At 46.9% G+C, this 24,293-nt stretch carries 20 protein-coding genes and 1 pseudogene; 13 read left to right on the top strand and 8 right to left on the bottom strand.

Translation table 11 applies throughout. The annotated features are described in order from the left end of the window. Positions 1-23: 23 nt before the first annotated feature. Entirely contained in the window at positions 24-848 is an 825-nt protein-coding gene (locus tag KDM90_RS14715; RefSeq protein ID WP_212676375.1) for a DUF2189 domain-containing protein, read from the bottom strand. Between the two features lie 240 nt (positions 849-1,088). Further along, positions 1,089-1,805: a ribonuclease HI family protein gene (locus KDM90_RS14710; RefSeq protein WP_212676374.1), complete on the bottom strand. Its 717-nt coding sequence runs from the start codon at positions 1,803-1,805 to the stop codon at positions 1,089-1,091. 138 nt (positions 1,806-1,943) lie between these two features. Between KDM90_RS14710 and KDM90_RS14705 the strand changes: the two genes are divergently transcribed. From KDM90_RS14705 to KDM90_RS14665, 9 genes are all read left to right on the top strand, one after another. Further along, the gene (locus tag KDM90_RS14705; RefSeq protein WP_212676373.1) at positions 1,944-2,477 is read left to right on the top strand and encodes a DinB family protein; all 534 of its coding nucleotides are present in this window, start codon (positions 1,944-1,946) and stop codon (positions 2,475-2,477) included. A 291-nt stretch (positions 2,478-2,768) separates the two neighbouring features. After that, positions 2,769-3,542 (top strand): sulfite exporter TauE/SafE family protein, encoded by a 774-nt coding sequence (locus KDM90_RS14700; RefSeq protein ID WP_212676372.1) that lies wholly within the window; start codon positions 2,769-2,771, stop codon positions 3,540-3,542. A 155-nt stretch (positions 3,543-3,697) separates the two neighbouring features. Further along, positions 3,698-5,404, top strand: a complete 1,707-nt coding sequence (locus tag KDM90_RS14695) for a nitrite/sulfite reductase (protein ID WP_212676371.1) — start codon at positions 3,698-3,700, stop codon at positions 5,402-5,404. 12 nt (positions 5,405-5,416) lie between these two features. After that, positions 5,417-5,944 carry a DUF934 domain-containing protein gene (locus KDM90_RS14690; protein WP_212676370.1) on the top strand — a complete coding sequence of 176 codons (528 nt, stop codon included), beginning with the start codon at positions 5,417-5,419 and terminating at the stop codon, positions 5,942-5,944. Positions 5,945-5,948: 4 nt separating this feature from the next. Next, the gene (locus KDM90_RS14685; RefSeq protein WP_212676369.1) at positions 5,949-6,668 is read left to right on the top strand and encodes a phosphoadenylyl-sulfate reductase; all 720 of its coding nucleotides are present in this window, start codon (positions 5,949-5,951) and stop codon (positions 6,666-6,668) included. A gap of 43 nt (positions 6,669-6,711) precedes the next feature. Further along, positions 6,712-7,647 carry a sulfate adenylyltransferase subunit CysD gene (gene cysD, locus KDM90_RS14680; protein WP_212676368.1) on the top strand — a complete coding sequence of 312 codons (936 nt, stop codon included), beginning with the start codon at positions 6,712-6,714 and terminating at the stop codon, positions 7,645-7,647. Next, complete coding sequence (locus KDM90_RS14675; protein ID WP_212676367.1) at positions 7,647-8,972, top strand: sulfate adenylyltransferase subunit 1; 1,326 nt, start codon at positions 7,647-7,649, stop codon at positions 8,970-8,972. The genes cysD and KDM90_RS14675 overlap by 1 nt, the downstream gene beginning before the upstream one ends. Continuing rightward, positions 8,965-9,717: a uroporphyrinogen-III C-methyltransferase gene (gene cobA / locus KDM90_RS14670; RefSeq protein WP_230409824.1), complete on the top strand. Its 753-nt coding sequence runs from the start codon at positions 8,965-8,967 to the stop codon at positions 9,715-9,717. Before KDM90_RS14675 ends, cobA begins: the two co-directional genes overlap by 8 nt. A gap of 145 nt (positions 9,718-9,862) precedes the next feature. Then, positions 9,863-10,273, top strand: coding sequence for a bacteriohemerythrin (locus tag KDM90_RS14665; RefSeq protein WP_212676366.1), 411 nt, complete (start codon positions 9,863-9,865; stop codon positions 10,271-10,273). Between the two features lie 30 nt (positions 10,274-10,303). Here KDM90_RS14665 and KDM90_RS14660 read toward each other — a convergent pair whose 3' ends face one another. Genes KDM90_RS14660 through lptF form a run of 3 tightly spaced genes read right to left on the bottom strand, consistent with a single transcriptional unit; the run spans position 10,304 to position 13,014 of the window. After that, a complete protein-coding gene (locus KDM90_RS14660) occupies positions 10,304-10,684 on the bottom strand; it encodes a sirohydrochlorin chelatase (RefSeq protein ID WP_212676365.1) in 381 nt (126 codons plus the stop codon). A gap of 45 nt (positions 10,685-10,729) precedes the next feature. Further along, entirely contained in the window at positions 10,730-11,857 is a 1,128-nt protein-coding gene (gene lptG, locus KDM90_RS14655; RefSeq protein ID WP_212676364.1) for an LPS export ABC transporter permease LptG, read from the bottom strand. Then, positions 11,857-13,014, bottom strand: a complete 1,158-nt coding sequence (gene lptF / locus KDM90_RS14650) for an LPS export ABC transporter permease LptF (RefSeq protein WP_212676528.1) — start codon at positions 13,012-13,014, stop codon at positions 11,857-11,859. The genes lptG and lptF overlap by 1 nt, the downstream gene beginning before the upstream one ends. A 123-nt stretch (positions 13,015-13,137) precedes the next feature. On the opposite strand from lptF, the gene KDM90_RS14645 reads away from it, so the two are divergent. The 4 genes from KDM90_RS14645 (at position 13,138) to KDM90_RS14630 (ending at position 19,522) form a co-directional block, all read left to right on the top strand. Continuing rightward, on the top strand, positions 13,138-14,649 hold the full coding sequence (locus tag KDM90_RS14645; RefSeq protein WP_212676363.1) for a leucyl aminopeptidase: 1,512 nt from the start codon (positions 13,138-13,140) through the stop codon (positions 14,647-14,649). A gap of 92 nt (positions 14,650-14,741) precedes the next feature. Next, positions 14,742-15,506 carry an exodeoxyribonuclease III gene (gene xth / locus KDM90_RS14640; RefSeq protein ID WP_189344868.1) on the top strand — a complete coding sequence of 255 codons (765 nt, stop codon included), beginning with the start codon at positions 14,742-14,744 and terminating at the stop codon, positions 15,504-15,506. A 223-nt stretch (positions 15,507-15,729) separates the two neighbouring features. Further along, the gene (locus tag KDM90_RS14635; RefSeq protein ID WP_212676362.1) at positions 15,730-18,402 is read left to right on the top strand and encodes a cation-translocating P-type ATPase; all 2,673 of its coding nucleotides are present in this window, start codon (positions 15,730-15,732) and stop codon (positions 18,400-18,402) included. 238 nt (positions 18,403-18,640) lie between these two features. After that, the gene (locus tag KDM90_RS14630; protein WP_212676361.1) at positions 18,641-19,522 is read left to right on the top strand and encodes an HDOD domain-containing protein; all 882 of its coding nucleotides are present in this window, start codon (positions 18,641-18,643) and stop codon (positions 19,520-19,522) included. A gap of 89 nt (positions 19,523-19,611) precedes the next feature. Here KDM90_RS14630 and KDM90_RS14625 read toward each other — a convergent pair. The 3 genes and pseudogenes from KDM90_RS14625 to prpF all read right to left on the bottom strand — a co-directional run. Then, a pseudogene (locus tag KDM90_RS14625) lies at positions 19,612-21,528 on the bottom strand (propionate--CoA ligase); the annotation flags it as partial. Between the two features lie 679 nt (positions 21,529-22,207). Then, the gene (locus tag KDM90_RS14620; RefSeq protein ID WP_212676359.1) at positions 22,208-22,954 is read right to left on the bottom strand and encodes a hypothetical protein; all 747 of its coding nucleotides are present in this window, start codon (positions 22,952-22,954) and stop codon (positions 22,208-22,210) included. Between the two features lie 13 nt (positions 22,955-22,967). Then, positions 22,968-24,152 carry a 2-methylaconitate cis-trans isomerase PrpF gene (gene prpF, locus KDM90_RS14615; RefSeq protein WP_212676358.1) on the bottom strand — a complete coding sequence of 395 codons (1,185 nt, stop codon included), beginning with the start codon at positions 24,150-24,152 and terminating at the stop codon, positions 22,968-22,970. Positions 24,153-24,293 lie beyond the last annotated feature (141 nt).

The following is a 24,293-nucleotide window of genomic DNA, read 5'->3' as shown; positions in this document are numbered from 1 at the left end:
GATTCAGATTAGTGCATCATCGTTTAGGCGCGATGATCACTTGGCCCGACAACTTCACGATAAGCATGCCAAGTCGCGTGACCGATAATAGGCATCGCAATGATAAAACCAAGATTCCAAGTCATAAATCCCAGCACGACAAAACTAACAATGGTCAGTCCCCATATCATCGTCAGCGGAACATTAACAAATAAAGCAACAATACTAATAATCATTGCTGTAATCGCATCCGTATCGCGATCCAACATTAAGGGGATGGAAACCCAACTGATCGCGAAGACCAGACTTGCAAAAATAAATCCTATGCATGCATAGACTACTAAAAATTCGACATTTTCCAGCGAAAAAAGTTTTGCCAGAAAACCTTCCATAGTTGGCATACCCTTATTGTAAAACAAGGCGAAGATCACCAGCGAAGCGCGCGCCCACACCATCATAATAACCGCGAGCACCACGGCAAACGTGCCGATATTACTCCATCGCCCACTCATGGAGAAAACACTGCCTATCATGCCTGAACGCAGGTTCTCAATACGCCGACTCACGTCGTATAAACCGAGCGCTAACAAAGGTCCGACCAATAAAAATCCACAAGTCAGCGCAGACAAATATTGTGGGGCATTTGCCAAAGTGAGTTTTAGTACGCCCCCCATCACCGCAAAGCAAATCCCATACATCAAGCCTGCTAAGGGTTCAGCACGAAAATCTTGCCATCCTAAATACAACCAATGAAATGGTCGAAACGCACCTAATCGCGCGACTGGTGGGAAAGCACTTTTTTGATCGATTACCATACGTATATCAGGGGCAGCTGAATCCCCATCACGGCCGTTTGTCGGCTCACTCATTTTGTCTCCCGAGTCAAAGATTTGTTCGTTTTATCAAGTTTTTTTATCCCGGTTTCTCGCAATTCAGCTCATGTTTTTATTCTTGAGCTAAATCAAGATCATCCCGCTCCATCCTAAGCGAAAAATAATCAGAACAGCAATAGATGACAGGAAAGTCGGATAGAAATGACACAAATTTGTCTAAGCTAGATGTGAGCATTGCATGCCCCGCCATGGCTAGCTAAGCTAGGACTATCGGATTTAGGTTAATAAATCTGCCGCCATAGCGCCTCGAGCAGAGCTGGCGAGGTGATCTGCGACGCCGTTTCTATGCCGTGGAATCCAATAAATTTTGAGTCGCGGAATCTGCGAGACCAATTGCTTGGCTCTTTCACGATATATAAGGAGATGAGCAGAAGAATCATGCAATTCGGCTTGGAGATCATCGATAACGACACGACTATCGCCAAACAACAAAATCTCTCGTTTCGTGGCATCAGTTGTATGCAAACAGCAATGAGAAACAATTAATTCTAGCGATGTGATCAATGCGCTGTACTCTGCAATACTACTATTTCCATAACCTATCGCGCGACTCACTTCCCACCGCTCCCCGAACGGCGAAAGCAACAACACGCCAATGGAACATTCGCCGGGATTTGGACTTGCAGAGCCATCAAACCACGCGCGCCACGCCTTTTGTGCCGGTTGATTTGGATCGCTTTGCATCCGCACTGTTTGCTCCAGTTTCATTGCAAAACGGCGTTTCGATTCTTGCTGTTGAGACTGCTTACGTTCAACGATTTGTTGTTGCTGTGCGCGTCGTTGTGCAAGCAAATCGTTCACAGCTAAGGGCTTGGCGACTTCTAGCAAAACCTGCATATATGCTTGCTCAAGACTGATTTTCTGACGCTGTGCGAGTCGTCTGGCGAATACATGCTCACGATGAAAAACAAAGGGCAGAAGTTGTTCAAGCATAATTAGAAAAAAACAAAAATATTCAAGAGCCCGAAAGAAGGTATTGTAAACTGTGCCTATTGCATCTGGCTAAAAGCATACTATCTCTACTTTCCGATGCGCTCGGTTTCGCAAGCTCTCTCTCAGCAAGGAAGCACTATGTCTCTCAAAAAGCATGTTCAGCTTATGGCAAGTTACAATCAATGGATGAATGAGAAATTGTACCTCGCAGCGAGTCAGCTCGATGAAGTTGCACTCCATCTTAATCGAGGCGCCTTTTTCGGCTCTATTTATCTGACACTTAATCATATTGCCGTGGCAGATACGATTTGGTTAAAGCGTTTAAGCGCGAACTTTCTGCCGGACTCAGGACTTCCAGATAGCCGCCAATTTCGCGATATCCATCGACTCGATGCACCTTTGTTCGATAATTTTCAAGATCTTTACGACTACCGAATTGAGATAGACAGAATTCTGATCAGCATTGGAGATCTTGTCGATGAAGCGATGCTTCTTGATTCCGTCCACTATCATGATCTCAAAGGGCATCCTTTTTCGAAAAATCTCTTTAGTTTGCTGATGCACTTGTTTAATCATCAAACGCATCATCGCGGGCAAATAACAACGATGCTGAACCAAATTCAGGTCGACATCGGCGTAACCGATTTGAATGCGCTTATTCCATCGAATTAATGCAACTCTGTATTGGTTCCCAAACTGAGTTTGGATAGCGATACGTAGATTTCAGAAGCAATACCTCCTATCTATCCATGTACGAGTTAGAGTCAAGCTAACAATACAATTGAGTTTTTTACCACTTCAAATAATAAAATTGAGAAATGGGTGAGCTATGCCCGTCCATGATAAATTTGGGATACAAATCGCATTTCTATATAGTCAAACTGCATATAAGCAAATAAATACTATGTAGTTGGTTATAAAGTGGTGTGCACTTATCATGCCTGCTACTTTGCACGAGGCTCTATGACACTTACCTACATCATCTCTGGATTCGCAGTTGGCACCTTGGTTGGTTTAACAGGTGTTGGGGGCGGCTCATTGATGACGCCACTGCTGACCCTGCTGTTTGGCGTATCGCCCGCGGTTGCAGTTGGTACAGATTTGGCATTTGCCTCTATCACCAAGGCAACCGGAACTTTCACGCACCGCTTACGCGGCACAGTTGAATGGCAAGTCGTTCGCCTCTTGTGTATTGGTGCTTTGCCTGCGGCCTTGATCGCCACCCTCGCGCTCAAATATTTTGGCGGCTTAAGTAAAGAACTAGGCCAAATCATCCGGTACTCCATTGCCTCTTCTGTCTTCCTAACCGTCATTGCGATTCTCTATCGAAGTAAATTGATGGCTTGGATGAATGCCCATCCAGAACGCCAATTGCAAGGGACTCGATTAGCAGTCGCAACGGTCATCGCCGGTGCAGTGCTCGGAATCTTGGTCACGATTTCTTCGATCGGTGCTGGGGCTATTGGGGCGACCATTTTGGTCCTTCTTTACCCGAAGATGCCCGCCGCGCATGTAGCGGGAACCGACATCGCTTATGCCGTGCCATTAACAGCGATCGCTGCGATAGGACACTGGTGGCTGGGCTCAATTAACTGGGAACTATTAGGATCGCTGCTGCTGGGCTCCGTACCTGGTATCACTCTTGGCTCCTTGGCAGCGAAAGCAGTTCCCGAAAAACTATTGCGCGGCATTTTGGCAACCACACTAACATTGGTTGCATGCAAATTAGTTTTGTAAGTGATCAAGTTCGCTTCGTTATCTTGTAATCCTGATCGAAACTAACACTCGGTTTGAATTGAGCGTAGTTCAGACTCAACAATTTTTGACAGAAAGCCCCAGTTGAATCCGTGTGCTTGCGATTCACAAGGCACTCTAAAATAGGAAGTTTAAAGATGTATCGCTACGACCAACATGACCATCTGATTATCCAAGAACGCGTTGCCCAATTTCGTGATCAGGTAAGCCGCCGTATCGCCAATGAATTGTCCGAAGACGAATTCCGCATTTTGCGTCTTCAAAACGGTTTATACATGCAAAGACATGCCTACATGCTGCGTGTTGCAGTTCCTTATGGATTACTGTCTTCGACACAGGTAAGAAAATTTGCACATATCGCTCGCAAATATGATCGCGGCTATGGTCACTTCACGACGCGTCAGAATATTCAGTACAACTGGATCAATCTGGAAGATACGCCAGACATACTCGCTGAATTAGCTGAAGTCGAAATGCATGCGATACAAACATCTGGCAACTGCATGCGCAATATTACTTCTGATGAATTTGCAGGAATTGCGCCTGACGAAATTATTGACCCTCGTCCCTATGCAGAAATCTTGCGCCAGTGGACGACCTTTCATCCTGAATTTGCCTATTTACCGCGTAAATTCAAGATTGCTATCAATGGTTCTAAAGAAGACCGTGCAGCGATTGCGGTTCACGATATCGGCTTAACCGTTGTACATAATGATGCCGGTGAAGTTGGTTTCAAGGTCATGGTCGGTGGAGGCATGGGACGAACACCGATATTAGGTAGCGTCATCCGCGAGTTCCTTCCTTGGCAACATGTCATGACCTATTTGGAAGCCATCTTGCGCATCTACAATCAATTTGGGCGGAGAGACAATATCTACAAAGCCCGTATCAAGATTTTAGTCAAAGCACTTGGGGTAGAAGAATTCGCCCGTCAAGTCGAAGATGAATGGCAAGACATCAAGGGCGGACCAGGGACCTTGACGGAAGCCGAACTGGCTCGGGTCGCAAGCTATTTCAGCACACCAAACTACGCGAGTTTGCCGGAAACTGATCAGAGTTTTGTGCAATTACAACAAGAAAATAAGGCTTTCGCAAATTGGGTAAAACGCAATGTCAAACCACATAAAGTAGCAGGTTATAATGCAGTATTGCTATCACTCAAAAAACCCGGTGTACCGCCAGGCGATGCAAGTGCAGATCAACTCGATTTCATCGCAGATTTAGCAGACCGCTACAGCTTCGGCGAAATCCGAGTGACCCATGAGCAAAATCTCGTGCTTTCCGATGTCGAACAAAGTCAATTGTTCGCCTTATGGCAAGAAGCAAAAGCGCATGGACTAGCGACACCCAATATCGGTTTATTGACTGACATGATTTGCTGTCCGGGGGGTGATTTTTGCGCTTTAGCCAATGCAAAGTCCATTCCGATTGCGCTCGATATCACGGACAGATTCAATGATCTCGACTACTTGCATGATATTGGTGATCTTGAATTAAACATGTCGGGATGTATCAATGCATGTGGACATCATCATGTAGGAAACATTGGGATTCTTGGTGTAGATAAAGACGGTAGCGAGTGGTATCAAGTATCAATAGGCGGAGCACAAGGCAATCAAGCAGCCATTGGCAAAATCATTGGCCCATCTTTCTCTGCTGGGCAAATGCCAGAAGTCATCGAGCGCATTATTCAGGTTTACTTGCGTGAGCGCGTGAACGGTGAACGATTTATCGATACAGCGCAGCGGCTAGGCATTACGCCATTCAAAGAATTTGTTTATGCAACACCAATAAAAACGATCGAGCATCACGGAGAGGATGCCGGCTCTGCAGTAGTGTACTAGGGGGAGAAATACATGACGAAAATTATTAAAGATCGCGCGGTAGTGGAAGACAATTGGGAAATCTTACAATTGTCTGAAGACGATACCGCCGACGCAATCGAAGTACCCGAAGGAAAAGTGATCGTGCCACTCAAAGTGTGGCAATTTCAACGTGACAAATTAATTGAGCGAGCCAAAGAGCGCCACGATATCGCAGTCTGGTTTAGCAGCAATGAGCAAGCCAAAGAATTACAGCAAGACTTGTACTTATTTAACTTGTTGGCTGTCGATTTTCCTAAATTTGCTGATGGCCGTGGCTACTCGATTGCCTACAATTTGCGCACACGCTTCAACTATGCAGGTGAGCTACGTGCGATCGGCGACGTGCTACGCGACCAACTGTTTTATATGCAACGCGTTGGTTTCAACGCCTTTGCGGTACGTGCAGATAAAAACATTCATGACGCCATCAAAGGTTTAACCGACTTCAGTGAAAAATACCAAAGTTCGGTCGATGAAAAAAATCCCTTATTCCGTCGTGCGGCAAGAACAGGTAGTTAACTCCATGAACGATACAAGCGAATACGAAATCCGATTAGCCAACACCGTCGCGATCTTAGAGAAAATTGCGAGTGAATTTACGCCCGCAGTTTTTGCCTCTAGCCTCGCGGCAGAAGACATGGTGCTGACGGATTTAATTTTGCGCCGCCAATTTAATATTGGTATTTTTTCTTTGGAGACTGGTCGTCTGCACAAAGAAACCTTGGCAATGCTGGACAAGATTCGCGCTACCTATGCAGTCGACATTCAATTGTTCAAACCCAATCTCGATGCAGTTGAAGATTACGTCAGACAGCATGGCGTCAACGCTTTTTACGACAGCGTCGACATGCGCAAAGAATGCTGCAGAATTCGTAAAGTAGAACCGCTCAATCGCGCTTTAAAAGGCAAAAAAGCGTGGATCACTGGCCAAAGACGCGCACAGTCTGCGACACGCACCGAATTGGCAGTGCAAGAAGACGATGTCGCTCACGCTATGCAAAAATTCAACCCTTTGGCAGATTGGACAGAAGATGATGTTTGGCACTATATTCGCAGCAATAATGTGCCTTACAATGCATTACACGATAAAGGCTACCCATCGATAGGCTGCGAACCTTGCACCCGTGCCATCCAACCCGGCGAAGATGTACGCGCAGGACGCTGGTGGTGGGAAAATCCCGAGTCCAAAGAATGTGGCTTGCATGTGGTGGATGGAAAACTAGTCCGCATTAAAGCAATTTGAACGAAATGATTTGTAAACCGAATACTGAATTAAAAGGCTCCGCATGAACACCGTAGTAGAAAATCACTTCATTGATGCCGCGAGTAATCGCCATCTCGATTGGCTGGAATCCGAAGCCATCCACATCATGCGTGAAGTGGCTGCTGAATGTACAAATCCTGCCCTGTTGTTTTCAGGCGGTAAAGATTCTGTGGTGTTATTGCGTATCGCTGAAAAAGCATTCCGCCCGGGTAAATTCCCTTTCCCATTAGTACACGTCGATACCGGTCACAACTTTCCAGAAGTAATCACTTTCCGTGACAAACGCGTGGCGGAGTTGGGCGAACGTTTAATCGTCGGTTCGGTCGAAGACTCAATCAATCGCGGCACCGTGCGCTTGCGTAACCCCAAAACCGATTCACGCAATGCGGCGCAAGCTGTGACCTTGTTGGAAACGATTGCCGAACATCAATTTGATGCATGCATAGGCGGCGCCCGTCGCGATGAAGAAAAAGCACGTGCCAAAGAACGTATCTTTTCCTTCCGCGATGAATTCGGACAATGGAATCCAAAAGCCCAACGCCCTGAATTATGGGACTTGTATAACACTCGCGTTCATCCAGGTGAAAACATTCGCGTGTTCCCTATTTCGAATTGGACCGAACTCGACGTTTGGCAATACATCGCCCGTGAAAAACTCGAGCTACCACCGATTTATTTCGCACATGAACGCGAAGTGATTCCGCGCAATGGCTTGTTGGTTCCAGTCACTGAATTAACCCCGCCACGTGCTGGTGAAACCGTAGAAAAACAAATTGTGCGCTTCCGCACCGTGGGTGATATTTCTTGTACTTGCCCCGTCTCTTCCGATGCCGCGACTGTCGAAGCGATTATCGAAGAAACCGCAGTTACCCAAATTACCGAACGCGGCGCCACACGCATGGATGATCAAACCTCTGAATCTTCCATGGAAAAACGTAAAAAAGAAGGATATTTCTAATGAGCACCCAGGTACAACAATCCGCCACGACCAACGACCTCACACGTGAACGCGGCCTATTACGCTTCATCACGGCAGGCTCCGTGGACGATGGAAAAAGTACGCTGATTGGTCGTTTGCTATTCGATAGTAAAGGCATCTTCGCGGATCAACTCAATGCAATTTCTAAAGCTAAACATAAGCGTACCGTTGGCGACACCATTGATCTCTCATTGCTTACAGATGGCTTAGAAGCCGAACGTGAACAAGGCATTACCATCGACGTGGCTTACCGTTATTTCGCCACGCCAAAACGTAAATTCATCATTGCGGATACGCCGGGTCACGAGCAATACACACGCAATATGGTGACTGGTGCCTCGACTGCTGATGCGGTGATCATTTTGATCGACGTCTCCAAAGTCAAACTCGGCGACGACGGCAGCGTAGAATTGCTCACGCAAACCAAACGTCATTCCACCATCGCCCATTTGCTGCAAATCGAACACGTGATCGTGGCTGTCAACAAAATGGATTTGGTGAATTACGATCAAACTGTGTACGAGCGTATTGTCGCTGTTTACCAAAGCTTCGCAGCGCAATTAGGTCTACGCGACGTGCATCCCATTCCACTATCCGCGCTGGCTGGCGATAACGTGGTCACCAACAGCGACAATCTAGCGTGGTATCAAGGTCCGACATTAATCGAGTTGTTGGAATCTTTAGACGTGTATGACGACTGCCACGACGAGCCTTTCCGTTTTCCTGTGCAGTTAGTTGCGCGCCACAACGGTCACGAAGCGAATGATTTCCGTGGCTACATGGGACGCATAGAAGCAGGCAAGATCAGTGTTGGCGACAGCATCGTGGTACAACCTTCCGGCCAAAGCGCGACTGTCAAAGATATCCAAACATTAGATGGCTCATTACAAACTGCAGTGGTTGGTCAATCCGTCACCATTTTGCTCAACGAATATGTTGATATCTCACGTGGCGATATGTTGGCAGCAGCAGATCGTCCAGCGACGGTACTCAAATCGCTGAGTGCCGATGTATGTTGGTTGTCTGAAGAAGCTTTAGATTCGCGTCGCAAATATTGGTTGAAACATACCACCCGTCAAGTCGCGGCACGTGTTGCGTCGATCGACACTTTATTGGATATCAATACCCAAGAACGCCGCCCAACTGATACACTTAAATTGAACGACATCGCTCGCGTCAATATCAATGTACAGCAAGCCTTGGCGGCCGATGCTTACGACATCACCCGTGCTACCGGCGCATTTATTTTGATCGACGAAGTCACCCATCAAACTGTCGCAGCGGGAATGATACGTCTTGGCTAATCTATCTGAATCAACTTCGCCCTCGATCCAACAGGAAACAGGCATCGTCTATTTAGTCGGTGCTGGTCCGGGGGCAGTTGATTTGATTACGGTGCGTGGTGCCAAACTCTTGGCTCAAGCGAATATTGTTTTACACGACGCATTGGTCACGCCAGAAATGCTGGAATTGTGTCCACAAGCGATCAAGATATCGGTAGGAAAACGCAGTGGGCAACGCTCAGCTGCGCAAGAACATATCAATCAACAATTGATCGATGCGGCACGACGACACGCGGTCGTAGTGCGCTTAAAAGGTGGCGACCCCATGCTTTTTGGGCGAGCTGATGAAGAAATGTCTGCGCTCGAACAAGCCGGCATCCAGTTTGAGGTCGTTCCTGGCATTACCACCGCGATGGCAGCAGCGGCCAGTGTAAAACTGCCACTAACGAAACGTGGCATTGCACGTAGCGTTGCATTATTTACTTCTAGTACTGCACCGGGAGAAACAACCGAAACCCGCATTCCTGACTGCGACACCTTAATTCAATACATGGGCGGTAGAGAAGCGATGCTAACGGCGCAACGCATGCTCGCCAACAATTTCCCCAATCACTATCCTGTCGTCGTCGTGCAGAGCTGTAGCCGACCCGATGAGCAACATTTACATATGACCTTAGTGCAACTTGCAGAGGGCCTACCACACTGCGAAGGGCCGGTGTTGGTCATGATGGGATATGCAATGCAAAAACGACTATTTTCAGTCTAATCACCGACGACCTCTTCACAACGCGACGCACATCGCCAAGCATACTCACCATCATCTTGCGATAAAACAAGATTGATCTTGGTGCTCTGAATTACACTCGCGAATCTGAACAACGTCGAGCAAATCGACAGCTTGAAAGTCCGACATGCATTTTTTTCAATGGAATGACAGTCTCAGCGTTGACGAACCACGCATCGATGAGGATCACCAAGTCTTAATTGCGCTCATTGACGAATTGCACCAAGCGACTCAGGGAGGTGAAGACTATCTTCATCTCGTACAAATCTTTAATAAACTAATCACGCACACGCGATCCCATTTTCAGCACGAAGAAGCGATCATGGAGTCGATCAATTACCACGGCTTAAAGGATCACCAGCTGCAGCATCAACACCTTCTTGAGCGGATAACAGACTTGGGACATGCCTTAGAAAACGCTCGTGAACTTGTCGCGGTTGAAGCAGCAGAACTACTTCGGTTTTGGCTCAACTCTCACATCTTACTCAGCGACAAGGACATGGTGAATGCTTTTCATCAAACCCAGGTCATCACATAAGCGCGTCGCCAAAATTTAACTGGGGTCAGACTATTCGCTAGTCATCAAACAACCTATGCAATAGTCACGCATCGCCTGAAGTACGCTCTCTTGCTCTCCCGCCGCCGCAACTTGCCGGATGTGTAGATGGGGGTAGACTGCAGATAATTCTTCAACCATGACAGGCAGGTCTCTTAATACGTGCCCACCTTGTCCCAAAAATATCGGTGCAATCGTCACTTCGATACAATCGTCCGCAGCGATTGAGTGCATCAAATCCGGTAATGAAGGCTGCATAAATTCGAGAAACGCCAGCTCGACCCGAACGTTGGGCAAGCTATTTTGTGTCATCATTTTTAATCGTTCAAAAGGTGCTGCCCAAGTTGCAGCCCGAGCTCCATGTGCGAATAAAACTAAGGCTTTTTTTGACATAATCAGACTCAAATGATTTTCAGGGTGTAAAAATAGTGCGAACGCTTAGCGCTGCACGAAACGTAGTCCTGCATAGGCCAGCAACGAGAAAATCAGGCTAGGAAATAACGCTGTCGCAATCGCTGGCCAAGTATTAATCTGCCCCAAATAAGCGAATAAACTATTCACTAAATAGAACACCATACCTAACATAATCCCGCTAAAAATCCGCAAACTAATACCACCGTCACGTGCATGCAAATAGGCAAACGGCAAAGCCAATGCCATCATGACGAGGATGGAGACGGGATAAGTGAGTTTTTTCCAAAATGCGATTTCATAGCGTTCAGTCGATTGTTTGTTTTCCGCCAAATGCCGCGTGTATGACGCCAGTTCAAAAGCCGACATTCGATCCACTTCGGTAAACAAAACAGAAAGGATATCCGGCGTAATCTCGGAAGGTAATTCTTTGGTTTCTGATTTGTGCGTATTTGAAGAAATCATCTCTTCTGTTGCCAAATTTTTCGGAAAACTTGTCTCAACAACGTCACTCAACTGCCACACGTGAGAACGAATATAGACAGCTTTGCTGGCGTTAATTTTTCTGAGCAATTGGAAATTAGTGTCAAATTCATAAATCTTCACACCTAATAAAGTGCGCTGTGGCGATACCTCGCGTACATTCAAAAATCGCGTTCCAATAACACTTCCCGTCGTGCCTTCACTGCGTATGACATCTTTCGTCCACAAACCGCTACGAAATTCCGTCGAAACCAAGTTTGAGGCAAGCGACATGCTAATTTGCTTCGCCATTCTAGTTGCCATAGGAGCGATTACCTCGCCCAACAAATAAGTCAACAAGATGAAGATCAATGCTATTTTTGCCAGCATCTTCGCTGCAGTCCACGGGGACATGCTCGCGGCACGCATGATGGTAAATTCTGAATTACTCGCAAATTGTGCCAAAACATAAATCGTGCCTATTAAGACTGCAATCGGCAAAAAATCATAGGCATTCCCTGGAATATTTAGCAAGACAGTATAAATCGCGTGCTTAATCAAATAGCCATTTTTGTTGACTGCTGCAAGTTCTTTCATCAAATCAAAAAAGGAAGTAAGAACCAACAATGCGAATAAAACAAAGAACACGGCACGAAGGATTTCGCCACCAAAATAGCGTTGCAGCACTTTCATTATTTATCCACCATCAAATCGTGATTAACGCACTGCTGTCCGCGCTTTTGGTAAAGCCTACATTTTAGGTGCCCCCACACGGTACTCGGATGCCATGGGCTATTCACTTTTAAGCGCCACATAAAGAAGAGTGAAATCAAGATTGCAACGATCAGGTGCATCGGCCAAGAGGCACGCCAAAAACTGAGTTTTCCTTGCACCACCGCCATTTGCAGCATATTCAAAATATTCAGATTTACTGCAACCAAAATCAATGCAACGATCATATTCGCCGAACGTCCCACACGAGGATTCACATACCCTAGCGGGATCGCCAGCAACATCAATAGCAATCCCATAAATGGTAAAGAAACACGCCACAACAGCTCACCATCGCGAGTTGGGTTCGGCTCATCAATTAGGGTCTGCACTGGCAATGCTTTAGCAGACTTATTACTCGTGTCGAGTGGACTTTGAGTTGAAAGTAGAACGGCATATTTCTCAAACTGCATCATTTGAAAATCACCTTCGGTCGGCAAACCGTCATAACGGCGTCCTTGGCTCATGACTAAAAATCGATCGCCGTGTGCATCAATTTCAACTTTACCTTCTTTGGCAACAATGACGCTGGGTCGACCATCGTTGTACATGCTCGTAAAGATATTTTGGACTTTAGTCAAATCACCGGAAACCTCCTCGACAAACGAAACACGTCCGCCGCGCAATTCCTGGAATTTGCCAGGTGCGACTTTCGCAATATCCTCGCGTTTCTCATAGCGGTTACGTACTTCCTGCATTTGCTCGTTGGCCCAAGGCGATACCACGATGCTGAGCGTTCCAACAACGATACTTAAAGGCAAAGCCACACTCAAAATAGGTTTCACCCAACTGGTAAGACTGAGTCCCGAAGCGAACCACACCACCATTTCTGAATCTTGGTAAGCCCTAGTCACAACCAGCAAAACTGAAATAAATCCAGTCAAAATCAACAAAATCGGAAAATAATCGAGCGAATAAAACCCGATCAAAATCAATACGTCAGCAGACGCAATCTTCCCACCCGCAGCATCGCGTAAGATGCGAATCAACATAAAGGTCACGGTAATCGTGAATAAAGTGGTAAACACCGCGCTTGCAGCACTGAATAGTTCTCGTCTGAGCGCACGTTGAAAAATCATCATTGATTCAATTTGTCTTGATAAGTGGTTATAACAGGCCCTGACAAGGGGGTTATAATAGTTGTTTTACGCACTCAGGCGAAATTCAAAAGATCATCGCTGATCGATAATAAGGAGCAAGACGTGGACTTTAGCATAAAAACACTAGCAGCCAAAAGCACAGCAGCTGACAATCTCAGCACAATCAAAACCGCCTGTATCGTCGTCGGGGTATTCGAGAATAAAAAATTATCGTCCGCAGCAAGCCAATTGAATAAAAAAGGCGCAATCGATTCGGCATTAAAATCAGGCGACATTTCAGGCAAAGCGGGTTCTACTCTGATGTTGCGCGGCATCACCGACGTCAACGCTGAACGGATTTTGTTAGTTGGTCTCGGCGATGATCCGACTAAAGTGTCGGAGAAAGCATACATTAGTGCCGTACAAAATGCCGCTCGAGGCTTGAACAATCTCGGTGGAACAGATGTCAGCTTGGTGTTACCGCCTGTTGAAGGACGTGATCTCAGCTGGACAATACGCCAAGTAGTGATTGCTTTTCACGAAGCCGTATTTCGTACTGATGCGCATAAAAGTAAAAAAGATGCGATTCCTGCGAACATTAAGAAAATTGCAATCTACGTTGGCGCCAATGAAGTTAATCTTGCAAAAATAGCGCTTGCTCAAAGCATCGCTTTAGCAAATGGCATGGAATTGACCAAAGAACTAGGCAATATGCCGGCCAACTTCTGTACGCCGAGCCACTTAGCAAATACTGCAAAAAAAATCGCTGCAGAATTCAAAATGGCAGTGGAAGTGCTTGAGCGCAAACAAATCCAAGCACTCAAGATGAACAGTTTCTTGTCTGTATCCGCAGGCACAGTCGAACCGCCAAAATTTATCGTACTAAAACATATGGGTGGCAAAGTAAAAGACGCGCCCGTTGTATTAGTTGGTAAAGGTATTACCTTTGATTCTGGAGGAATTTCATTGAAGCCAGGCGCGGGCATGGATGAAATGAAATACGACATGGGTGGCGCTGGCTCGGTTCTCGGCACGATGCGCGCAATCGGTGAAATGAAGTTGAAATTGAATGTCATCGCGATTATTCCTACCTGCGAAAATATGCCATCGGGATCAGCGACGCGTCCAGGAGACATTATTACTTCCATGTCTGGTCAAACGATAGAAATTTTGAATACTGACGCAGAAGGCCGCCTTATTTTATGTGATGCATTAACCTATGCCGAACGTTTCAAGCCAGCAGCGGTCATTGATGTGGCAACCCTAACAGGAGCCATCATCACTTCGCTTGGTCACCATACGACCGGCCTATTCACCCGCCACGATGAAACGCATGACAAATTGGCTGAAGAATTATTGGTTGCGGGCAAACAATCGAATGACGTGGCGTGGCGATTGCCAATTGGCGAACTATATAACGAACAGTTGAAATCCAATTTTGCGGATATCGCAAATATCGGCGGACCCGCAGCAGGCTCTATCACGGCTGCATGTTTTCTCGAACGATTCACCAAAAAATACACTTGGGCTCATCTCGATATCGCTGGCGTATCTTGGAAATCTGGTGCGGCAAAAGGTGCGACGGGTCGCCCTGTGCCAATGCTGACGACTTTCTTAATGAATCGCGCAGGTTAAACTTCGATATCTAATCACAAGACGCGCTCCATGCCCGCATCGAGCGCGTTTTTTCTTATTCGCGCATCTATCGCCTTCGTCTGAGATTACTTATGAAACTAGTCACCTGGAATGTTAATTCTTTAAAAGTCCGCCTACCGCAAGTGTTGCAATGGCTGGAAATGAATCCTGTTGATGTCTTGTGCATACAAGAAACCAAATTAACCGATGATAAGTTCCCACAAGCGGAAATTGAAGCTGCCGGATATCAGGTCGTCTTCACCGGCCAAAAAACATATAACGGGGTTGCGATCATCTCCCGCCACCCAATTGAAGCTGTACAAAAAAACAATCCGCTATTCGAAGACGAACAGCAACGCATCATCGCTGCGACCATCGCCGGCATGCGCATAATTTGCGCCTACGTACCAAATGGACAAGCATTAGACTCAGAAAAATACCCATACAAACTTAGTTGGCTGGCAGCCTTACGTGACTGGGTTAAAGCAGAATTAGAACAGCATCCACAACTTGCGCTGCTAGGTGATTACAATATTGCACCAGATGACCGCGATGTACATGATCCTGCTGCGTGGGAAGGCATGAATCTAGTCTCACCTGCTGAACGTGCTGCGTTTCAAGCGCTGCTCGATCTCGGCTTAAGTGATAGCTTCCGCCAATTTGAACAACCTGAAAAAACTTTTAGCTGGTGGGACTATCGCCAGCTTGGTTTCCGCCTAAATAAAGGCGTGCGGATTGATCATGTATTACTTTCGAAACCGCTCGCAGATCGCTGCACTTCTTGCGTGGTTGATCGAGTTCCACGCAAATGGGAACAACCATCCGATCATGCTCCCGTCATTGCAACTTTGGATTAACTTAAGTAGCGAAATTAGAGAAATCAAGCAAGCAATCAAAGTCTCAAAAGCCGATTAGAAAAACTAGTCGGCTTTTTTATTGATCTGTCACAAAATGATGAAGATTTGGCGTGTATATTCTTTTAGGGAGCACTAAAAACAGCGATGTGATCGTTTTTCATGAGCCTATGTAACAAGTAAATCAAATAGATCTATTCCTCCATCCCCAGCCAATACGATACCCATGTCGAATCCAGATAATTTTCAAGGTCTAAGCGAACAAGAAGCGCAAGCACAATTTTTGATTGATGGCCCAAATGAACTGGCAACGGCACAAGCGCAGAATGTTTGGCAAATCGCTTGGCATGTCATCTCAGAGCCAATGATTCTCTTGTTAATCGCATGTGGATCGATTTATCTCATTTTAGGCGACTGGCATGATGCAGTCGTTCTTTCTGGCTTCGTGATGGGCATGGTTCTAATTAGCTTTTACCAAGAGCGTAAGACCGAACGTGCGCTTGAAGCCTTACGCGATCTATCTGATCCACGTGCAATGGTGATTCGCGCAGGACAACGTATTAGCATTCCAAGCAAGCAAGTCGTGACCGGTGATTATCTTGTGTTATCAGAAGGCGATCGTGTCGCAGCCGATGGGATTTTAATCTCGTCTCTCAATTTAACGGTCGATGAATCCTTACTCACAGGGGAATCTTTGGCTGTAGCCAAAGTAGCTTTCAACGAGCTGGCAACGGATCAAAAGTATGAGATGCATGATCGTGTTGTCCCGCCCTCTTCCGAACAAGAGCAACAGCATCAAGACAAGTTTTTCCAACAGATCACTATGGGCGCTGTTGGTGGTGACAATACGCCATTTGTATTTTCTGGCAGTCTTGTTGTACAAGGTCAAGGTATTGCCGTTATCCGAAGTACAGGAGGAAACACAGCCATAGGAAAAATTGGCAACGCCTTAGCGGAAATTCAAGAAGAACCAACCCGCATCCAAAAAGAAACTAAACAAGTCGTCAAATACGTCGCACTAGCGAGCTTGAGCTTGGCTATTTTATTAGCGGTCTGGTATGGCTGGAGTCGCTCTGATTGGACTCGTGGCATCTTGGTTGGATTAACGTTTGCAATGGCAATGATTCCCGAAGAATTACCCGTCGTACTGACGATTTTCTTGGGTATTGGCGCATGGCGGATTGGTCAAAAGAATGTATTAACACGCCGTATTCCTGCTATCGAAACACTGGGATCAGCCAATGTCTTATGTGTTGATAAAACTGGAACCTTAACGCAAAACAAAATGGCCTTGGTACAACTTGTGAAAGGTGAGCATCAATTCCATTGCGCTCATCAAAGGAGCTTGCCAGAAGATTTACATGAGGTACTGGAATTTGCCGTGCTGGCGAGTCAAACTCAAGGTAGTGAACCAATGGATCATGCTTTGCAGCAAGCTGGGCAGGACTTGCTTGGCGATAGCGAACATTTACACAAAAATTGGCAGCTACTACAAGAATATCCACTCACCAAACAATTACTTGCGATATCGCGCGCTTGGAAAAACACCGATCAAAACACAGATCAAAATACAGATCGCATTGTCATAGCTAGCAAAGGCGCACCCGAAGCAATCGCTGAGCTTTGCCATTTGAGTGTCGATGAATCCACCTCGATGATGCAACAAGTCAATACGATGGCGGAACAAGGCTTACGCGTTCTTGCGGTAGCAAAAGCGGAATTAACCACCGTATTCAATAGCACAGATTTACCTAGCCATCATCATGATTTCAACTTTAAATTACTAGGCTTGGTTGCCTTCGCCGATCCAATTCGCGATGGCGTTCCAGCCGCAATTCAAGAGTGTCGTGATGCGGGCATACGGGTCATGATGATCACCGGTGATTATCCAGTCACGGCGTTAAATATTGCCAATCAATGCGGTATCGATACGAGTTCTGGCGCCTTAACTGGCACACAAATGCAGGCCATGTCAGATGCGCAATTGCAACTGCAATTACAGCATGTGCATGTATTTTGTCGCGTCATGCCAGAGCAAAAATTACGCATCGTTAGACTGCTCAAACAAAGCAATGCAGTGGTGGCGATGACAGGCGACGGCGTGAATGATGCTCCTGCTCTGAAAGCCGCGCATATCGGGATTGCGATGGGCAAACGAGGAACCGATGTAGCACGCGAATCGGCTGATCTCGTACTACTTGATGATATGTTTTTATCGATCGTTGCAGCCGTGCGTCTGGGCCGACGTATTTTCGATAATTTACAAAAAACACTGAGCTTTATCATTGCTGCGCATGTACCCATCATTGCGCTATCATTTTTACCAGTAATGTTCGGCTGGCCTGTGTTGCTGATGCCGGTTCATATCCTGATCCTAGAATTAATTATCGACCCAAGTTGTTCATTGGTATTCGAAGCCGAGCAAGAAGAAGAGAACATCATGCAACGTCCACCGCGTTCCATGCATTCAAGCATTTTCCAAGCCAAAGTTTTATGGCGAGGTTTTTGGCAAGGTAGTAGTATTTTCCTGATGGTGTTAGCAATCTACTGGTTCACAATTCAACATGGCATCGCCAACGATGAAGCACGTGCCATCACGTTCAGCGCGATCGTTGTTGGCAACCTCGGATTTATCTTCCTCAATCGCTCGCTGAGTGGCAATTTACAACACGCACTGAACACCTCGAATCCGATATTTTGGTGGGTCATTGGTGGAACACTCATCGCAATGACACTGATCTTAAGCATACCCAATCTTCGACATCTATTTTATTTTGGTAATCCAAATACGATGCACTTAATAATCAGTACCGTGTTTGCTACTTGCGTGGTGTACATAATCGCGATCATGCAAAGTGTATTTATAAAAAGACGAAATACAAATACCAAGGCCATCTAAATTGCTATAAAGGATATGAAATAGCCTCTAGAAATCTTATCTTTAAATACAACAGTTCAAATAAAATTTCCAAGAAGCAAGCTTATCTGCTACATTGTAATTTGACGAACTAAGTAATCAAGCCCAAAATCTGGTAGATAGATTTTGGTCCTATTTTCAATAAGCAAATCAGGCTTTTTATCTAAGCAAATTGAAATGCGATGAAGGACGTTTTCTGAAACCGGAGCGGCTCTGTGTTATGAATAAATCTGAAGCCTTAGATCTACTGGTCGAACAAGCATTGCGCGGTGATCTGGTATTTTCTGCCAGTGTTGCAACTTCATTGCGAGTGCAAGAAGCCATTGACGTCGCAGATTGCAGTCTTGATAGTGCAGCCAAGATTATTCTCAATGAGCCATTACTCGCAGCAAAGGTGGTCGCTGTCGCGAATAGTGTTGCCTATAATCGCTCATCCAACAGTGTCAGTAACGTACGCTCAGCAATCGCCAGATTGGGTTTTAATACATTGCGCGCTTTAGTTGCATCCTTGGTCATGCGCCAAATTGCCGGCGCTAGTAAGCATCCCGTGATCCGCGCAAAAATCAATCAACTGTGGGAGCATTCAGCGCAAGTCGCAGCGCTGGCACAAGTCATTGCCAGACGCGTCACGAAACTCGATCCCGACACTGCTATGTTTGCAGGGATCGTTCATGAAGTAGGTGGTTTTTATCTTTTATCAAGAGCCGAAGAATTTCCTTGCTTACTTGAACCAGATGACTTATCTGGCGCGAATGACGATGCAAACTTCGATGAACTCAATGAAACCATGGCGAAGGATTCGCAAGAAGCAATCATAGGACGAGCCGTTCTGAAAGATCTCAATCTCCCAAACGAGGTAAACGATGCCTTAGAAGCGCTCTGGTATGGACTGCGAGCCATGCCGCCAGAAAGTTTAGGTGATACCTTATTACTGGCGAATGATCTCGCAAGAACGGTATCCCCATTGGACACGCGCACAGATACGGAAGCAAATCGCTGCGAGTCTGATATCAATTTCGTGGTTGGTGAAGGTAGCTTACAGAGTATCTTAGAAGAATCCGAAGACGAAGTAAGGACACTGTCCGCGGCGCTCATTATCTAAACATATGGCTCCAAACAAAAAGAGCCAGTTCGATCTGGCTCCTTTTGTTACTTCGCCCATCCTAGCAGAAAAATACTTAACAAAATTACTTATACTGACAAGGCATTTTTGATCTGCTGCAAGGACATAGGATCTTCGATCGTCGTTAAGTCACCTGCATCTCTTCCTTCACACACCGCTTGAATCGAGCGGCGCAATAACTTACCTGAACGCGTCTTCGGTAACATCGCCACGAAATACACACGAGATGGTCGCGCCACCGCACCGAGTTGTTTATCGACGACCGCCATCACCTCGGCTTCCAATGCCTTTGCCAATTCAGGCGTTGCTGCGCGCTCTGGATTTTTAATAATCGCAAACGCAACCGCGGCCTGCCCTTTCAATTTATCTTCAATACCGACCACTGCGACTTCAGAAATCTGTGGATGACTAGAAATGCTCTCTTCAATTTCACGCGTGCCCAAACGATGTCCCGCGACATTGATCACATCGTCGGTGCGTCCCAAAATGAAGTAGTAACCATCTTCATCACGGATACCCCAATCGAAAGTTGAATACATTTGTTCATGCGCGAAGTTAGACCAATACGTCTGCACGAAACGTTGATCATCGCCATACACAGTTTGTAAGCAACCGGGTGGTAAGGGGCCTTTGATCGCCACCACACCTTTTTCATTCGGTCCACAGACAGCGCCAGTCGCTTCATTAATGACGGTAACGTTGTAACCATACATGGCAATCCCTGGGCTGCCGAGACGCGTATCTTTGTGCTCAACACCGCGCGCCACCGACAGGATGGGCCAACCCGTTTCAGTCTGCCAATAGTTGTCGATAATCGGCACGCCCAATTCCGTAGCGATCCAATTCGAAGTTGTTTCGTCTAGTGGTTCACCGGCTAAATACAAAGCCTTAAGCGAAGAAATATCGTATTTCTTCATCAGCTCAACGGGATGTTTCTTCAATACGCGTACTGCGGTTGGTGCCGAGAACATGCGCGTCACTTTGTATTTCTCAACGATGCTCCACCATACGCCCGCGTCAGGGCGAATCGGTGTGCCTTCGTACATGATGGTCGCCATACCTGCAATCAAAGGGCCATACACGATGTAGGAATGACCAACAACCCAGCCAATATCCGACGTCGCGAAATAAGTTTCACCCGCATTGCCGCAGAAAATATGCTTCATCGATGAGGCTAATGCCACCGCATAACCGCCGACGTCACGCTGCACGCCTTTGGGTTTACCTGTGGTACCCGAGGTGTACAACACGTAGGACATTTCATTGGACTCTAACCAAGTGACCGGTACTTGTGCGTTCATGTGTTGTTCACGCAATGCCGCATAGTCGACATCACGCCCAGCGACCGAGTTCATCGCATCGAGGCCACGATTGACTAACAATACTTTCGCTGGCTTATGCTCCGCCAGTGCGATCGCTTCATCCAGTAAAGGCTTGTACGGCACCGCCTTACCACCGCGCATCCCGGCGTCGGCAGACACCACCACCACGGGTTTAGCATCGTCAATACGCGTTGCTAAACTCTTAGAGGCAAAGCCACCGAACACCACGGAATGCACAGCACCGATGCGAGCACACGCCAACATGGCGAACGCCGCTTCGGCAATCATGGGCATATAGATTAAGACTCTATCGCCCTTCTTGACTCCGAGCTCCAACATCATCGCTGCCATGCGCTGTACTTCGACATGCAATTCAGCAAAGCTGTAGGTTTTCTCGGAATTGGTTTCAGTCGAAATGGCGATCAATGCCGCCTTATCCGACTGTGTCTCCAACCAACGATCAATCGCGTTATAACAAAGATTCGTCTCGCCACCGACAAACCATTTGGCAAATGGTGGTTTGCTGTGATCAAGCACTTGAGTGTAGGGTTTGTGCCAACTAATGAGTTGAGCTTGTTTGTCCCAGAAGCTGGCTGGGTCTTGAATTGAGGCTTGATAAAAATCTTGGTAGTTCATGGTGTCTCCAGTTTTTATAGCGTTTGGTTTGAATTCTGTTTGGCGTGAAGTTGATTGCTATTGATTGTTATTTGTTTTGCTTAATCGCCTTTTGTACTACATCAAGTTTGTGCTTTGATTCCTATGTGGCTCATCTAACTTTTACGGTCTAACTGCATTCTCTGGCCGGGTGTGGCCCGGCGGCCACTCACTTTTCTTGCTTCGCCAAGAAAAGTAAGCAAAAAGAAGGCGACGCAGGTATCGCTGCCCTTCGGGTACCCAATTGCGCAGGGCAAAAATGGGGAGAGTCAGAAACTCGCTACGCTCAAACATCTGCCTCTCTTTTTCCCATTTCTGCCCAGCACAATTGGCAGCGCTACATGCGGGAACATCAAAACCTACAATCACAACGGTCATTGGTGGTACAAAAAACTTTTGAGACTGATTGTTTGGGGTTGCTTTTGACCTTCATCCACTTCTGACACTGCCAATTGTGCAAGACAGAAAATGGATAAAGAAAGCTTCGTTGTTTGAGCGTAGCGAGTTTCGAAGCTTTCCCATTTTTTGTCTTGCACAATTGGGAACCCGAAGGGCAGTGGCAGCGTGGTCGCCTTTTTTGGGTTACCTTTTTTGGCGAGACAAAAAAGGTAAAGGCTGTCGGGCCACCCCCGACCTACAGGCCATCAAAACTCCAGCAAACAACAAACCAAAGCCCAAACACAAAACATCAAACCGAAACAGCCCTACGATTCAAAGCAAGCTCACTCACCCTCACCCAATAAAACAAATACATCATCACCAACTTCGTCACCGCACTCACACTCGCCAGCAACAACAACGGCCATCCATCTTTAAAACCCAACATCCATCCCAAGAAAATCGAACTCAGATCCATGACAAAAATAAACTGGCTCATCCGTATCGATACCGCACCGGTACTTCCTGAACGCACAATCAAACGAATCTGATGCGCATACGCTTGTGCCAGCAAGATCGTGATCGTGACGATCAGTGTTTGTGAAATCACTCGTCCGTGATCCACAATTCCCATTTGAGAAAACAAACTCAAAACCAATCCCAACAATCCCATCACCATCATCACGCTTGCACCGATCAACACCGTCTTCGTTGCAGTCGTCCGACGATCACGCCACATCTCATACAGCAAAAGCATCACCAACATCGCAGCAATCATGCGTGGCCAGACGATGAAATGATTAAACGGTTTAATCGAATAACCATAAACAAAGAACGACCAATATGCCAAAAAACTCACGCTGAACTGGTTCAGCGACAAAACCGCTGTCGCGCCGCCTTGTTCTCCGCCTTGTTCTCCGCCTTGTTCTCCGCATTGTTCTCCACCGCGTTTTCCACCTTGCTTACGCTGCCACACTTTCTTCACTTGTGACCATATGCCCCACAAACTCGCAATGATCAATAAGGAATTGAGACTCCCTGCAATTTCTAACCACATCTAAGCGTCTCAATCAAAAACAGTCGCCTGGGACGCGCACGAACCCTTCCATCAACACACGAGCACTACGGCTCATGCTCGCCTTCTTCACGACCCATTCACGATCGACCAATTGCGCCTCAGCGCCTACACGCAAAGTGCCTGAAGGATGACCGAAGCGCACTGCCGAGCGTGCGCCGCCACCAGCGGCTAAATTGACTAAGGTGCCGGGTATCGCCGCCGCCGTGCCGATCGCCACCGCCGCCGTTCCCATCATCGCGTGGTGCAACTTACCCATCGACAGGGCGCGTACACATAAGTCAATTTCACTGGCACTCACTTGTTTTCCGCTCGAGGACACATAATCCAAAGGCTTGGATACAAAGGCGACTTTCGGTGTGTGTTGACGTTTCGCAGCTTCGTCGATGTGCTTAATCAAGCCCATGCGCACTGCGCCGTAAGCGCGAATTGTTTCAAACTTCGCTAAGGCGGCAGCATCACCATTGATCGCGTCTTGCAATTCGGTGCCGGTGTAGCCCATCTCTTCCGCATTCACAAAAATCGTTGGGATGCCCGCATTGATCATGGTCGCTTTGAGCGTGCCAATGCCGGGCACTTCCAGATCGTCGACTAGATTCCCGGTTGGGAACATAGAACCGCCAGCGCCCTCTTCTTCGGCAGCTGGGTCCATAAATTCGAGTTGAACTTCGGCGGCAGGAAATGTGACTCCATCGAGCTCGAAGTCACCTGTTTCTTGTACTTCACCGTTCGTCATCGGCACATGTGCGATGATCGTTTTGCCGATATTCGCCTGCCAAATGCGTACTACCGCGATGCCATTGTTTGGCACATTGTCGACCAAGCCCATGCTAATCGCGCAAGAGCCGACAGCCGCGGAAAGATTGCCGCAATTGCCGCTCCAATCGACGAAAGCTTTATCGATCGCGACTTGACCGAATAAATAGTCAACATCGTGATCTGGTTTAGAGCTCTTCGCTAACAGCACAGTCTTCGAGGTGCTCGAAGTGGCGCCGCCCATGCCGTCGATTTGTTTACCATAAGGATCGGGACTACCGATCACGCGCAACAACAAAGCATCACGTGCCGCACCGGCTTGTTGGGCTGCGGCTGGCAAATCTTGCACGCGGAAAAATACACCTTTACTAGTGCCACCACGCATGTAGACGGCGGGGATTTTGATTTGGGCTGGGTGGGACATGGTTTTCCTTTTCTTGGTTCTAAGTTCCCTCTCCCGCGTGCGAGAGAGAGTTAGGGTGAGGGATGCTGAGCTAGCGAAATTGATTGAGCAAAATCGATAAACCTGTTCACGATCGTTGCTTAAAACAATCTCGAAATCCTT

Origin of the sequence: Affinundibacterium fentianense (genome assembly GCF_018139545.1) — a bacterium.
In the GTDB taxonomy this organism is placed as follows: domain Bacteria; phylum Pseudomonadota; class Gammaproteobacteria; order Burkholderiales; family Burkholderiaceae_D; genus Undibacterium; species Undibacterium fentianense.
This window is presented reverse-complemented; position numbering and strand designations above follow the sequence as displayed.

Excerpts from the sequence above, each read along its gene's own strand:
- prpF (WP_212676358.1), bottom strand. The coding sequence starts at position 24,152 with ATGTCCCACCCAGCCCAAATCAAAATCCCCGCCGTCTACATGCGTGGT.
- KDM90_RS14635 (WP_212676362.1), top strand. The coding sequence starts at position 15,730 with ATGTCGAATCCAGATAATTTTCAAGGTCTAAGCGAACAAGAAGCGCAA.
- KDM90_RS14675 (WP_212676367.1), top strand. The coding sequence starts at position 7,647 with ATGAGCACCCAGGTACAACAATCCGCCACGACCAACGACCTCACACGT.
- KDM90_RS14710 (WP_212676374.1), bottom strand. The coding sequence starts at position 1,805 with ATGCTTGAACAACTTCTGCCCTTTGTTTTTCATCGTGAGCATGTATTC.
- KDM90_RS14695 (WP_212676371.1), top strand. The coding sequence starts at position 3,698 with ATGTATCGCTACGACCAACATGACCATCTGATTATCCAAGAACGCGTT.
- KDM90_RS14685 (WP_212676369.1), top strand. The coding sequence starts at position 5,949 with ATGAACGATACAAGCGAATACGAAATCCGATTAGCCAACACCGTCGCG.
- KDM90_RS14660 (WP_212676365.1), bottom strand. The coding sequence starts at position 10,684 with ATGTCAAAAAAAGCCTTAGTTTTATTCGCACATGGAGCTCGGGCTGCA.
- cysD (WP_212676368.1), top strand. The coding sequence starts at position 6,712 with ATGAACACCGTAGTAGAAAATCACTTCATTGATGCCGCGAGTAATCGC.
- KDM90_RS14715 (WP_212676375.1), bottom strand. The coding sequence starts at position 848 with ATGAGTGAGCCGACAAACGGCCGTGATGGGGATTCAGCTGCCCCTGAT.
- KDM90_RS14630 (WP_212676361.1), top strand. The coding sequence starts at position 18,641 with ATGAATAAATCTGAAGCCTTAGATCTACTGGTCGAACAAGCATTGCGC.
- KDM90_RS14705 (WP_212676373.1), top strand. The coding sequence starts at position 1,944 with ATGTCTCTCAAAAAGCATGTTCAGCTTATGGCAAGTTACAATCAATGG.
- KDM90_RS14620 (WP_212676359.1), bottom strand. The coding sequence starts at position 22,954 with ATGTGGTTAGAAATTGCAGGGAGTCTCAATTCCTTATTGATCATTGCG.
- xth (WP_189344868.1), top strand. The coding sequence starts at position 14,742 with ATGAAACTAGTCACCTGGAATGTTAATTCTTTAAAAGTCCGCCTACCG.
- lptG (WP_212676364.1), bottom strand. The coding sequence starts at position 11,857 with ATGAAAGTGCTGCAACGCTATTTTGGTGGCGAAATCCTTCGTGCCGTG.
- lptF (WP_212676528.1), bottom strand. The coding sequence starts at position 13,014 with ATGATTTTTCAACGTGCGCTCAGACGAGAACTATTCAGTGCTGCAAGC.
- KDM90_RS14665 (WP_212676366.1), top strand. The coding sequence starts at position 9,863 with ATGCATTTTTTTCAATGGAATGACAGTCTCAGCGTTGACGAACCACGC.
- KDM90_RS14700 (WP_212676372.1), top strand. The coding sequence starts at position 2,769 with ATGACACTTACCTACATCATCTCTGGATTCGCAGTTGGCACCTTGGTT.
- KDM90_RS14690 (WP_212676370.1), top strand. The coding sequence starts at position 5,417 with ATGACGAAAATTATTAAAGATCGCGCGGTAGTGGAAGACAATTGGGAA.